Raw genomic sequence first — 13270 nt, forward strand, 5'->3', positions numbered from 1 at the left:
ATCTTTGTAAAACGCTTTCTTTAAACGCATATGTACAACTCTGACCGTTAATATTTATGTTATTTTAATAAAATAGAGACTCATGCGCTAACGTTGTTTAGAGTTGTATACTTCGTTATACTGAGAAGAAATAATTAATCAAAAATTTAAATTTTAATGAAATGTGAACAACATAGAAAGGACATTTAAGATGTTAATATTTAATAGAAAAAAAAGAGTTATATTTTTAATTTGTTCATATTTATATGTGGTAATAGCGACGATTTTATACGCAAAAAATGAGTATATCAGTTTAGCAAGTATTCCAAAAGAAGCTTCAGGATTAAATTTCTTTTATGGTACACAGGGGAGCTTTTCATCAGCACTTTTATTCTTTTTCTATATCTCAGTGATGCCATTTCTTTATTCTCATAATATTATCAGCGCTAAAAATAACCATTTTGATAACCTTATGATCACACGACTGGGTTCACAAAAACGCTATCGACTAAAAGCAATCGTAATGAATATCGTCTATTCAGGAGGTATCTTTTTAAGTTATCGAATTTTAGAATTAGTTGTTTCCGTTATGATAATTAATCCAATTAATTTTACGGAAGAGACGCGGAGTCTGTTCGATCAATTACCTTACGTCTTTTCAACGAACGCTATTCTAAACTTAGTCTTTTACCTTATCCTATCAACAATTGGCGCTATGGTATTTGCTAGCTTCATTTTAAGTATCGGTTTATTTTTGAAAAATTCGGTTCTTTATTACGCTGTAGGACTGATTGCAAGTTTATTTTTTTCGTTAGTACCGGGTCTATTAATGGGGTTATTAAATATTAGAAGTTTCATTGGCTCTCTCTTTATGAATTCGGTGTCTTTTGACACCTTATTCACACCTGGAATACGGACGATTGGCTCCTATGCGCCTAAATTTAATGCGTGGTTTCCCTTTATCGGCTCAGTTTTCTTTTTTGGGTTAGTTACTTTTATTTTATATAAGGTATGGGATCAATACTATGATGAGTAGGAATGAGGAGGTAGCAGGATGATTGGAATTTTAAATCGTAAGAAGAATGTCTTACTACTTATGGCAGTGTTGGTTTGTGGCGGTGGGAATCTATTAATGTTAGGCGGGTTAAATAAAGATGTTTATTCTACTTTAGCTCAGACTAATTTTATAACGACTGTACCTAACGTAATTGTACTTGTGTTAATCTTTAGCCAGTTAGTGAGGTACAACCGGATCAGTAACTTACTCATTACAAGAGTGAAATTGACAAAATATTTAACAAGTCAGTTGATGTTGTCTATGAGTCTTGGACTCGTTTATTTAGGATTTCAATACGCTTTAAATTTATGGTTGTTGCCTGTTGAACATCCGGCTAGAGTCGGCGTCATTTATCTCTATTTATTGATTAATATGGTCTTATTTTTATTTGAAATTATGGTTATGAACTTAATTAATTTTGGAATGAACCCTGTGTTCGTGTTCGCAGTTGCACTGGGAATGAATTTTATCTGGCATTACGCATTTGTGATGAATATTATTTCTAAATGGTATGTGGAGGGAATTATATAATGGAAACTAAAAAAATGTTAAAAATAGAAGCATTATCAAAGAAAATTAAACAACATGAGATTATTAATGACTTAAATTTAACCGTTGATTCAGGTGAATTAATCCATATCATGGGGATTAATGGATCCGGAAAATCAACTCTTTTCAAAATCATCGCTAATATTATGGAACCAAGTAGTGGAACTGTTACACTTTTTGAAAACGTAGAAATTGGGGCATTAATTGAGAACCCGAGCTTTATGGAAACTAGTACAGCTAAAGAAAATATGAAGTTCTTATCTCAAATTAATCATCATTACAATGAGAAAAGAATCAGTGACTTATTTAGCAAGCTTGATTTAGATTATAATAGTCGTGAAAAAATTAATAAGTACTCACTAGGTATGCGTCAAAAAGTGGGCATTATACAAGCTATTATGGAGAATCAAAACTTAATCTTGTTGGATGAACCTACACGAGGTCTTGATAAAAAGGCATTGGAAACGTTTGGCCAGATGGTTATGGAGCTAATTGGTGAAGGGAAATCTATTATTATTGCGTCACATGAAAACCTATCTGAATTGGAATTTACAACGCGTTATGAACTAGTCGAAGGTGACTTACAAAAGTTATGAGAAAGAATCAAGTAATCCTTTATTTGGTACTATTAAAACTATGTATTTTTGGTCTCTATTATCAAGATCCCAAAATTATGAATGCTATTCAATATAATTTTGCATGGAATGGGACGCTAATGAGTCAATTGACGATTATTTTCTTGAGTTGTCTCGAGGTATTAATTATTTTAATTCCCATTAATGATATCTGGCAATTGGAGAATATGATTCGTCCTCGAGTTAACAACGTGAAATATTATTGGTTGGCCTTTAAGCGAATTGCGCCAAATTTTATTATACTTGTTGCTATAAATTTGATAATGAGTCTGGCAATTAAACAAAATTTTGTTATAGGTGATTTACGAATTTTAGTGACAACCTTGATGAGTCTCATGATAACGTTGAATTTTAGAACGCATAAATATATTTTTTTTGAGATGTTGTGCATGATTATGGTAGTTAGAATTGGATTTAGTCTGTTAAATTAAATAAAAACGCACCATTTAAGATAAATCATCATCTTAAATGGTGCGTTTTTATGTTTATGAAATCATTGATGTAATAGCTGACCAGATAGAACTGAAGAATGAGACGATTGCATCCCATATTTTTTGTAAGAAGTTACGATTTTCAGACGTGTTTAATTTGCTGAAAATATCTTTCGCACCATCTTGAATATTTGTTGCGACTTTGTTGGCTTGTGACTTGAAATCAGATGAATCTAAAGCACCCGAGTCACGAATCTTAATTAAAACAGCAACAATTTGTTGTTTTTGATTGTCAGTAATGATGTTAGTTAAGTTATTATTTGTGATTTGGTTATTCACAATATTTGTAATCTGGTTGTTCGTAACGTTGCTACCTTCTTTGGCCATATCTTTCTTGGCACCGGCTACCGCATTATTTAACTGTGAATCCGTGTAACCGTCTTTACTCTTATTAGCTTGCGTAATGTCACTTAACGTCGACATTTCATTTTGAGCGGCAGTCACTTGTTTTGTATTCAAGGTTTCACCGTTTTGAGCAAAAGCTGCATAGACACCAGCAAGGGCGCCAGAACCATCAATTCTTGTTGCGGAAGTCACATAGATGTTAGCGTCGGTTACCCCAGCCGTTAAGGCCGCATTCTTATATTGGTTTTCCGTAATTGTCGTAATATTATTTGTGCCATTGTAATCTAAAATTTTAACGTTAATTCCGGAACCACTGCTGGTTTTTTGAACCATCGCTGATGACCAAACGCCTGAATCTGAATTGAAGGTACTACCAGAACTATTGAGATATTTAACCAACGTAGATCCATTAACTGGTAAGGTCGAGTAAGTAGAATTACTGTCTAAACTCGCTGTTAATGTCGAAATTGTACCCGATTTCTGTGAATCCGTTAAACTTGAACCTAATGTGACAACGGGATTTGACCAATCGGTTGTCTTTTCTGTTGTTGATGAAGCCGAACTAGATGTGTCAGTTGCAGCGTGAGCAACTGATCCTAAACTAAGGACAGCTAATGTAGTGACTGCCGCCGTATAAATTATATTTTTGAATTTCATAATGTGACCCTCTCAATTATCATATATTTTAACTTAATTATACCTATCTGGAGAGAAAAGCATAATAAATGGGTTTAAATAATAGAAAAAATTAAGGATTATCAGTATTGCATTCATTTGTATAAAATACGTTCAAAACCCTGTTATATAAGCAAATGCGAATTTGATTTGCGGTATGCTATTTTTGGTTGCGGGAGATTGCCCCATCCGTTGCTTGTTGAACATTTTACCGGATGATAATATTAAGGTGTTAATTAAAGGAAAGTAGGACATCGGGATGAAAATTATTTTTGCAGAACAATTGGTTAAATGTCGTAAGGAAAAACAGTTGTCACAAGAGGAATTGGCGAACCAATTATTTATCTCAAGACAAGCTATCTCAAAATGGGAAACGGGAGAAGCTGAACCGGATTTAGGTAAAATCGAAGCGGCTGCGAAAGTGTTGGACGTTCCTGTAGAAGTTTTATTATTTGGCGGGGATGCCAGTCAGCCTGAATCAGGATTTAAAAAGAAAATTAAAGGCCTGCTTGAAGAAGATGAGGTGGATAAAGATTGGCATGAAAATCATCGATGGCGAGAATGGCAATATAAACCTATTAATAATGGATGGGAATTTTTGGCACGCTATTATTGGGTTATCTTTGGTTTCATCGGAATGTTAGTTTGGGCTCTTGCTCGGACATCGGACATAATAAGCGCCAAAAAACAAAAAACGCTCAACACTCACGAAAAATTCGGAGTGTTGAGCATTTTTTATTTTACTGGAACAACTTTTATTTCGGTTGAGTCATCATGAATTACAACGTATAACGTCTGAGTTTCTTCTTTATCGAAAAATCCAAGATTGATACATGGTAAACCATCGATTTCTTCAACGCCTACGAAACGATCCGTAAAAATTTGACGTAGCATTTTACCCATTTTTTTATGCGCATTGGCTTTTTCTGCCGCAGTTTTGAGAGTGAACCCAGAATCTAGGTAAGATTTGATTAAACGAATAATCGATAATGTATGGTAAGAATATTTTCTGTTTTGATTTTTATTTGTCTTAATTGATTTAATGAAGCCTTTTTGTTCCCAATAGCGAATTTGGCTCTGTGTAAGACCAGTTGTTTCAGCAATTTCACCGATACCAATCGAGAACGTATCGTTTTTCATAATATCGGCCATTCTTTTCGCATAATCTTGAATATTTGCGATGTCGTTTATATCATCCATATAAATTTACCTCCAAATTAAAAAATTTATTAATGATAACGGGATTAATCTTGTCATATTTACTCTATTGATTATATATTTTTTAAAACGTATGTCAAGTAGGTTGACATACGTTGCAAATAGTCTTATATTAATAGTCGAAGTTATTTTAAGAGGAAAAGAAGGTCAGCAAAATGAATTTAGATGCAAAAGGAAGACCGTATAACCGTAACCTATTGATTGCAACATTGTTAATAGGAACGTTCTGTACGGTTTTGAATCAAACAATTTTAGCAACAGCATATCCAACGTTAATGAAGGACTTTAACGTGACAACGTCAACAGTTCAATGGTTAACAACTGGATTTATGTTGGTTAATGGGATCCTTATTCCTGTTAGTGCGTGGTTAAGTAGTCGCGTGAACACAAAATGGCTCTATATTGGGGCAATGATGATTTTTGAACTTGGAACGGTGATGTCATATACAGCGCCTAACTTTGGTTTCTTACTTGCCGGTCGTTTAGTTCAAGCTGTTGGTGTTGGGGTAACGATGCCATTACTCCAAACGATTATGTTATCGATTTTCCCACCAGAAAAGCGTGGGGCATCAATGGGACTTGCCGGAATGGTTATTGGGTTGGCACCTGCTATTGGGCCCACGCTTTCAGGTTGGGTTGTGGATAATGCAACATGGCGTGATCTTTTCGGGATGATTGTACCAATCGTAGCCGTTGTTATCGTGGCTTCTTTCTGGTTTATGAAACCCGTTATCGAAACGCATAAATCAAAAATTGATATTCTATCACTAATTGTATCAACAATTGGTTTTGGTAGTTTACTTTATGGTTTCTCAACTGTTGGTGATAACGGCTGGGGTAGTGTATCAGTACTTAGTTTCTTAGCAATTGGGGTTATCTTTATTGGTCTTTTCGTATGGCGTCAACTAACTATGGAAACACCATTCTTAGAATTACACGTCTTTGCGTCTAAAGAATACACAATTGCTGCGCTCTTAAGTTCTATCGTTAATATGGCTATGATCGGTGTCGAAATGATCTTGCCAATGTACCTACAAACTGTGCGTGGAGATAGTGCTTTCCAATCAGGGTTAACGTTATTAGCCGGGGCATTGATGATGGGAATTATGAGTCCATTCACGGGTCGTCTGTTTGATTTATTTGGGGCTAAGAAGTTAGCGACTGGTGGGATGTTCCTATTAACGTTAGGAACAATTCCTTTCGCGTTCTTAACGAAAGATACGCCAACGTTATACATCGTGGTCATGTACGCTATCCGGATGTTCGGGATTTCAATGGTTATGATGCCAACAACAACGTCTGGGATGAATGCTTTACCAGCTAGATTGATGGGTCATGGAACGGCCGTTAATAATACAGCACGTCAAATTGCCAGTTCAATTGTGACAGCTGTCATGGTTTCTGTTTTAACAAACGTAACGGTAGATGCACTGCCTGGTAAATCACTGCTTAAATCAGCACCTTTAGATTATAAGAACCAAGCGATTAATGCGACGTTGAGTGGGTATAAAGCAGCCTTTGCCATTGCGATTATTTTCTGTGTCATTGGTCTTGGACTCTCATTCTTCTTAAAATCAAAACAACAAGTAACAAATAACGGGGGTGCAAAATAATGATTATTATTTTATTGGTTATTGCCGTTGTTTTATTCTTCCTAACATGGAATTTAATTAGGAATAATGCAGTAAGTTATACGCTCGGTGGTATTTTTGCACTTTGTATTATCGTTCTCGGTGGGATGATTGTTGCCAATTACAGCACCCATTACGGGATGGAAAAGGTAACGACAACTAAAACGGAATCTTTAGCCTCAATGTCTAAGGATACGAACTTATTAGTCTACCAACCAATTGGAACGGATGGTTCTGAAAAAGTGGTCGTCTATAAAAATACGGCATCACAAACAAAAACGAAACATACGCAAACTGATGATACAACTAGCAAAATCGTTGAAAATGCGAAGAGCAATAAGTTGGTAGTCAAAGAAACGCGTTGGGTATATAAAAATAATACCTACAAATTGATGTTTGGAATCGCCGATAATAATCATGTCTTAATTAAACGAACGAATACGTTCTATGTTAAGAAAGATATGCTAGTTTTAACGGCTAACCAAGCTAAGGCAATGCCTAAAATAGTTAAAGCCGAACAAGCTCAAGTAAATTCTAAGGCTGGTAAAGCAAAACTTGCTAAAGAAGGGGCTGCCTTCGCTAAGGAAGCAGTCGCAAATGCAATGATGAAAAATGATAAAATTTCATCCGCAGATAAAGCTGAAATAGTTAAACAAGCAACTGACGCATTTAAGGTACAAGAAAAGGCAAAAGTTATGCAAGCCATTTTAAAAGAAGTTAAACAAGTTAAATAAATGGTCTATAACGTTGTAACCACGCTAGTTAGCAAACTAGTGTGGTTATTTTTTTTAATTAAAATATGAATTATAAAATGAACAATGCTATAATACGTTAATGGCATATACAATAAAAGGGGATTTTTGAATGAAAAAGAAAATAATCATTTGGATCGTGAGTATTTTGGTCCTATTTGCGGTCGCGATTGCAGGTGGAAGTTTTTACCTCTATCACTACGCTATCCAAAATACCGAAAAAACATTAACAGGGGCGTCAAAGAAAACACCGGAGAGAACTATTAAAGATAAAAAATGGTTGGCTGGTGTAAAAAAAGAGAACTGGACACAACAATCGGCTGGCGAGAATTTAAAATTAGTTGCTGATTATGTGCCTGCGGAAAAACAATCAACTAAAACAGTTGTGGTCGCTCATGGCTATATGGAAAACAAAGAAAATATGGCGTCATATATTCGACTATTCCATGATGCTGGCTACAATGTGTTAGCGCCAGATGATCGCGGACAAGGTAAGAGTGAAGGCGATTATATTGGTTTTGGTTGGAAAGACCGTTTAGATTATATTAAATGGACGAAAAAATTAATTGCTGAAAAAGGGCAAGATCAGAGAATTGGTCTATTTGGTCTAAGTATGGGTGCCGCAACGGTCATGATGATGAGTGGCGAGAAGTTACCTACTCAAGTTAAGGCAATTGTTGAAGATTGTGGGTACACGAATGTTGAGGACCTATTAGCTTATCAATTGAAGTTACAATTTAATCTACCCAAGCAACCGTTAATCACAACCTCAAGTTGGGTGACACAGTTGCGTGCGGGATATTCTTTTGCTGAAGCAGATTCTGTTAAGCAATTGAAGAAAAATAAATTACCAACGTTATTTATTCATGGGGATAAAGATGATTTTGTGCCAAGTTCAATGGTTTACGACAACTATAAGGCGTCTGCAGGTAAGAAAGAATTGTGGGTTATTAAGGGTGCAGGACATGCAAAAGCCTTCGGTACAGATCCAGCCCTATATAGTAAAAAAGTCGTTAAATTCATGAATGATAATTTAGGTTCATAATTGGTAAAAATCAAGCATTAGCGGAGGTGGAAAAGTATCAAAAAGTGCGTGTAGTCCTCCTTTTTTTGACGTTTTTAAAAGATATAACATGATACTATATAAGTATGTTATATTTCGATAAAATGGGTGGGGGACTATTACGATGATGATAAATAATAAATTAAAAATAACAATGTTGGCTTTTGGGATGTTCTTTTTGGCTGGGGTTTCAAGTGTTAAAGCGGCTGTTCTTACTGATGAAGAGAGAGATTATGCTCAGGGACTTTCAACTGCCCCTCGAGCAATAACGATGGATGGACTGTTCCAACGGGGTACTGGGGCAGGTGTCACTACAAGTAGTGACATGATTAATTTAAACGAACATAATCAACCTACGGATACTCCTTCCCTTATAGTAAAAACACTTGTTAGAATAACTAATGATAAAAATCAAAAGGCCGCCGTTTGGTCGACTGATGATAATTCATTTGATATCAATAAGGACGGAAAAGCATCAATGTGGGTTTATTTAGGGAATAGAGAGAACGGTGCCGGAGATGGAATGGCACTCGTGTTTCAAAATGACTCTAAGGGAAATGCCGCCATTTCGGGAAATTCCGGTGAAACATTAGGTGTTTGGGGAGATGATATTAGCTCTAATCTGCTCGGTTCAGCTATTCAGAATAGCTGGGCCTTAGAATTTGATACCTATATGAATGGGGGCACGAATAGTGGTGGTGCCTTTGATCTTAACTTGCCAGGCCGCAGTCATATTGCCAGTGGATATCCGGCGGATGCGGGTACTTATAAGGGTAAAGGCTTTTTGGGTAAAGCATATTATACGCAAAATCATACTGGATTGATTACCTACAATGATTCTTTGTCTAATGGTAAATGGCATCATTTGACAATTGATTACACAACAATAGACGCAAAAACAGGATCTATGACTTATACATTTGATGATAAAGAGGCGATATCGGAATACAATGCTTCGAAGTTTGCACCTGCTGAGTATGAGGGGCAGACGCAAAAAGTATCAATTGATAAAACAAAATTTAAGTCAACTAACGGTAAAATTCGTTGGGGATTTACGGGTTCTACGGGCGCTAACTCTGAAAGTAACTTAGTTATGTTTGAACAAGTTCCTGGACTTGTAGATGCAAAAGCAACACAAACTGTAACTAATCTTACGCAAGGAAAGGATTTACCCAGTGATGGGACAGGCATAGTTAATGCTGGAGATAAGTTGAAATTTACAACAAAGGCAACATATTTGGGTGGTAAACAAGTTTGGAAAATACCGGCCGCGTATGCTAAATTTCCTGATAAAAATATTGATTGGACGGCGGTCCTGATAAATGGTAAGGAACAAGAGGGTTATACGCCTAAGGATGTACTTGATCTCGGAGCACCAATGGCAGAGGGTAACGGAGATATCTCAACCCCCAATACAACTGGGGAGGTAACATACTTTGGTACAGTAAAACCGATTACTGAAGATAGTAAAGATACTAGCCCAGCCGGACAAGTTATCGGAAGCAACGCGATTGCTAATACCAATGCCGTTAGCTATACCGTTAAAGGTCAACCCAAAATTCTATTAACAATCGATAATCTCAAAGATATTGATGTTAACTATGGTTCAGACGCAACTGTCAGTGGGACAGTAAAATCTAGTTTGGGTGGGCTACTTGCTAAGGGTGCTAAGGTTGATGTAACCGTCAACAATGAAACAACACCGATTAAAGCGGATGTTGGGACAGATGGTAAATTTAGCGTGACGGTACCAAAAGATAAATATAAAGCTGGCGAAAATACGGTTACTGTTCAAGCAACAGATGCTGCCGGTATTCAAACAGTGAAGTATACGAATAAAATTAATATTCATCCCGTATTAACATTAAATGACAACAACGGAACGGTCATTGCACCATATACGTTTAATTTCCAAGTTGTCGATAACAGTGCAGATATTACAACATACTATAAAGAAGGCGCATCTGGCACGCCGGTTCAATTAGAAAAATATGCCAATGCTAAACCGGGTTCAACACAAGATCATAAGGTTGACCTAGATACAAGCAAGCTTTCAATTGGGACGCATGTCTTAACGGTTTACTCAGTCGATACGGAGGGAAATACATCTAATAATCAAACGATTACGGTTATCGTGGGATTATTAAGTATCTCATCTGATGATTCGATTAAATTTGATAATCAAATACCAGCTAAAACGAGTGTATTAAGCCGTACTGCGGACTATACACTCAAGTTAGAAACCTCAGCGGCAAAGAATTGGACATTGTCTGTCACTGCGGGTGCTTTAACTGCTAAGAGTGATAACAGTACTTTGCAACATTCAACAGTTGGGTTCCGTGATACCAAAGATAAAAGTTTCACGCCACTAAGTCCAACAATTGGGACAACAATTGATAGTGGCACGGGACAAGCAGCAGCAATTACAAAAAAATGGGCTACGGATGCAGGAATTGTGTTGAACGTAGTACCAAGTGAGATTAAAGCTGACGAAGTTTATACCTCACAGATTAATTGGACATTAACAAATACACCAGTTAACTAATAAAAATAAATGCTGCAACCAATGAGTTGAATTGTCGGATTTTAAGCTACTGATCAAAATGCAAGACATTTTGGGAGGAGGAACTGAATGATGAAAATATTGATTGTAACAAGTATTATGATTGCACTAACCTTGGGGGTTGGTAGTCGGACAGTCAGTGCTGACGCTGACTACGATACTGCTTTAAAATCATCACCTGAAGCCTTGACTCTGACTGGGATTTTCCAGACAGGAACAGGGACTGTATCAGGGGCATCTAACGTTGCGACCGTTGTAACACTGGATGCTAAAGGAAATGTGGTGCCAGAAGGATCGGCAACCGCGGATAAATCATTGGTTAAAATTACGGATGCACAAAAACAAGTGGGTTCAGAATGGTCAACCCCAAATAATAAATTTGATATTAACAAAGATAATTTAACAACGATGTGGATGTATTTCGGTAATGCAGGTGGTAATTCTGGTGACGGAATGGCATTTGTTTTACAAAATGATGATCGGGGAACGGCTGCTATTTCTGGAGCGGGCCAATCATTAGGTGTCTGGGGTGTGGATAACGGCGGATGGGAGAGCTCTGTTGCCAATTCCGCTATTAAAAAGTCATGGGCACTGGAGTTTGATACGCATCGAAATGGTGATAAGGGCGCCGGTAGTGGCTTTGATGATTTGGATTCGATTAGGGATAATCATGTTGCGGCCGCGCACCCTAACGATGCTGGCTCATATCAAACTATTGGGCTTATAAATAAGTTCAATAAATTGGGTCATAATGGCATTATCAATACCGCGAAATTATCTAATGGTAAGTGGTGGCACGTAACGTTAGACTACAAATCAAGCGGATTGATGACTTACACGATTGGTGATAAAGATCCAAGTACCGGTGCGGCATTGGCCGGACAAACGAATTCATTTAACATCAATAAAAGTAAATTTGCTAGCACAAACGGTCAGTTAACCTGGGGATTTACGGGGGCTACCGGAAGTAACTATGAAAATAACTTAGTGATGTTTGAAAAAATCTCTAGTTTGGTTTCTGCTGACGCCGTCCAAAAAGTTACTGATGTAACGCAAAACAATGCGGACGTGACTAATAACGGAACGGTTGTTAGTGGCGACGAACTTAATTTTCAGTCAACGTTAACCTATAAAGATGGTAAACAAGATTGGCAAAAAATTGAGGCCTTATTGCAAGTGCCAAATGATGTGACCTTAGATAAAGAAGCAACGATTAAATATGCGGATGGAACAATCCAAAAGTTCGATACGACTAAAGTGACGAACAAAGCTATTTCAGCAGTTTTATCGAAAAGTTTGTCTAAAACTAATAATACTGCAACAATTAGTATGAACGGGACTGCCAATACAGTTACATCAGATACAAAAGTGGCTAGTCCTGCAAGTGCGTTTAACGGTAAAAATGCGATGATAACATCGAATGCGGCAGCATTTACGATTAAGGCATCACAACAAAGATTTACAATTACCGGGTTAGTTAACCAAACCATTAACGTTGGTCAAGCTGCCAAAGTTGCTGCAAGCATTAAAACAGATACTATCTTGGAACCTAATGTTGTTTCAGTTACGACTAAACTTAATGGTGCACAGTTAAGTGATGAGTTAATTGCATTGAATAAGTTAGATCCATATCCATATTCTGAAACAATCCCAGCGAACAAATTAAAGTTGGGTGATAATACCTACACGATTAGGGTTGATGATGGTTATGGTGATTCTAAAACAGTTCAATCAACGATTACGGTCAAAGATTTAGGTAAGATTGATTTAACGACAGTCAATGACTTGAATTTTGGAACGATTCCAATTCCTCAATCAACGACAACTTATAATCCTGTTTCGGCGATGAATGTTGAGCTTGAAGCATCACTCCCAGGTTCATGGAACTTAGGAGTTGAAGGTAGCGATGTTGTTGGGGCTGATGGATCCATTTTAAAGGGTGCTTTAATTTACAAGGATTCAGTAAATGCCGCAGAAACAGTTGTTAATAGTAATAGTTTAACAATTCTCAACGGTCAGTCATCTGCGTCTAAGGTAACGAAGACATGGGCTAAAGACACGGGGATTCTGTTAAAGGTTAAACCGAGTGAAGTTAAAACACAAAGTTATAAAGCAACCATCAATTGGACGCTAAGTCACACACCAACAGAATAGATATAGGGGAAGAAGCATAATTAATTATGCTTCTTTTTTTTATTTAAATTTTAAATTGAATATATAATTCATTCATAAGTAATAAATGATATGAAAGTCCTGGTTTAATGGTTAAAAATAATTGGTATGGCTGATTTATATTGTAATTATTAATCTAT

At 36.7% G+C, this 13270-nt stretch carries 11 protein-coding genes and 1 pseudogene; 10 read left to right on the forward strand and 2 right to left on the reverse strand.

Going from position 1 to position 13270, the window contains the following annotated elements; genetic code table 11:
• The first annotated feature begins 190 nt into the window (after positions 1 to 190).
• From N0K73_RS06595 to N0K73_RS06610, 4 genes are read left to right on the forward strand one after another with little or no spacing between them, the layout of a single operon-like run.
• The gene (locus N0K73_RS06595; protein WP_284068662.1) at positions 191 to 1015 is read left to right on the forward strand and encodes a hypothetical protein; all 825 of its coding nucleotides are present in this window, start codon (positions 191 to 193) and stop codon (positions 1013 to 1015) included.
• An 18-nt stretch (positions 1016 to 1033) separates the two neighbouring features.
• Positions 1034 to 1567, forward strand: coding sequence for a hypothetical protein (locus tag N0K73_RS06600; protein WP_057974459.1), 534 nt, complete (start codon positions 1034 to 1036; stop codon positions 1565 to 1567).
• Positions 1567 to 2181, forward strand: coding sequence for an ATP-binding cassette domain-containing protein (locus N0K73_RS06605; RefSeq protein ID WP_225416504.1), 615 nt, complete (start codon positions 1567 to 1569; stop codon positions 2179 to 2181). Before N0K73_RS06600 ends, N0K73_RS06605 begins: the two co-directional genes overlap by 1 nt.
• Positions 2178 to 2651: a hypothetical protein gene (locus N0K73_RS06610; protein WP_112251253.1), complete on the forward strand. Its 474-nt coding sequence runs from the start codon at positions 2178 to 2180 to the stop codon at positions 2649 to 2651. The genes N0K73_RS06605 and N0K73_RS06610 overlap by 4 nt, the downstream gene beginning before the upstream one ends.
• A 54-nt stretch (positions 2652 to 2705) precedes the next feature.
• Here the strand turns inward: N0K73_RS06610 and N0K73_RS06615 are convergent, their stop codons facing one another.
• Positions 2706 to 3713, reverse strand: a complete 1008-nt coding sequence (locus N0K73_RS06615) for a DUF1002 domain-containing protein (protein WP_057974461.1) — start codon at positions 3711 to 3713, stop codon at positions 2706 to 2708.
• Positions 3714 to 3990: 277 nt separating this feature from the next.
• On the opposite strand from N0K73_RS06615, the pseudogene N0K73_RS08315 reads away from it, so the two are divergent.
• A pseudogene (locus tag N0K73_RS08315) lies at positions 3991 to 4132 on the forward strand (helix-turn-helix transcriptional regulator); the annotation flags it as partial.
• A 334-nt stretch (positions 4133 to 4466) separates the two neighbouring features.
• Here N0K73_RS08315 and N0K73_RS06625 read toward each other — a convergent pair.
• Positions 4467 to 4931, reverse strand: coding sequence for a MerR family transcriptional regulator (locus N0K73_RS06625; protein ID WP_112251257.1), 465 nt, complete (start codon positions 4929 to 4931; stop codon positions 4467 to 4469).
• 173 nt (positions 4932 to 5104) lie between these two features.
• Here N0K73_RS06625 and N0K73_RS06630 point away from each other — a divergent pair, with 173 nt between their 5' ends.
• The 5 genes from N0K73_RS06630 (at position 5105) to N0K73_RS06650 (ending at position 13112) form a co-directional block, all read left to right on the forward strand.
• The gene (locus N0K73_RS06630; protein WP_112251259.1) at positions 5105 to 6562 is read left to right on the forward strand and encodes an MDR family MFS transporter; all 1458 of its coding nucleotides are present in this window, start codon (positions 5105 to 5107) and stop codon (positions 6560 to 6562) included.
• Positions 6562 to 7314, forward strand: a complete 753-nt coding sequence (locus N0K73_RS06635) for a DUF4811 domain-containing protein (protein ID WP_112251261.1) — start codon at positions 6562 to 6564, stop codon at positions 7312 to 7314. Before N0K73_RS06630 ends, N0K73_RS06635 begins: the two co-directional genes overlap by 1 nt.
• A gap of 130 nt (positions 7315 to 7444) precedes the next feature.
• Entirely contained in the window at positions 7445 to 8377 is a 933-nt protein-coding gene (locus tag N0K73_RS06640; RefSeq protein ID WP_057974465.1) for an alpha/beta hydrolase, read from the forward strand.
• A gap of 142 nt (positions 8378 to 8519) precedes the next feature.
• On the forward strand, positions 8520 to 10940 hold the full coding sequence (locus N0K73_RS06645; RefSeq protein WP_112251263.1) for a lectin-like domain-containing protein: 2421 nt from the start codon (positions 8520 to 8522) through the stop codon (positions 10938 to 10940).
• An 87-nt stretch (positions 10941 to 11027) separates the two neighbouring features.
• Positions 11028 to 13112, forward strand: a complete 2085-nt coding sequence (locus N0K73_RS06650; protein ID WP_112251265.1) for a lectin-like domain-containing protein — start codon at positions 11028 to 11030, stop codon at positions 13110 to 13112.
• Positions 13113 to 13270 lie beyond the last annotated feature (158 nt).

Source organism: Dellaglioa algida (genome assembly GCF_030127605.1).
GTDB lineage: Bacteria > Bacillota > Bacilli > Lactobacillales > Lactobacillaceae > Dellaglioa > Dellaglioa algida.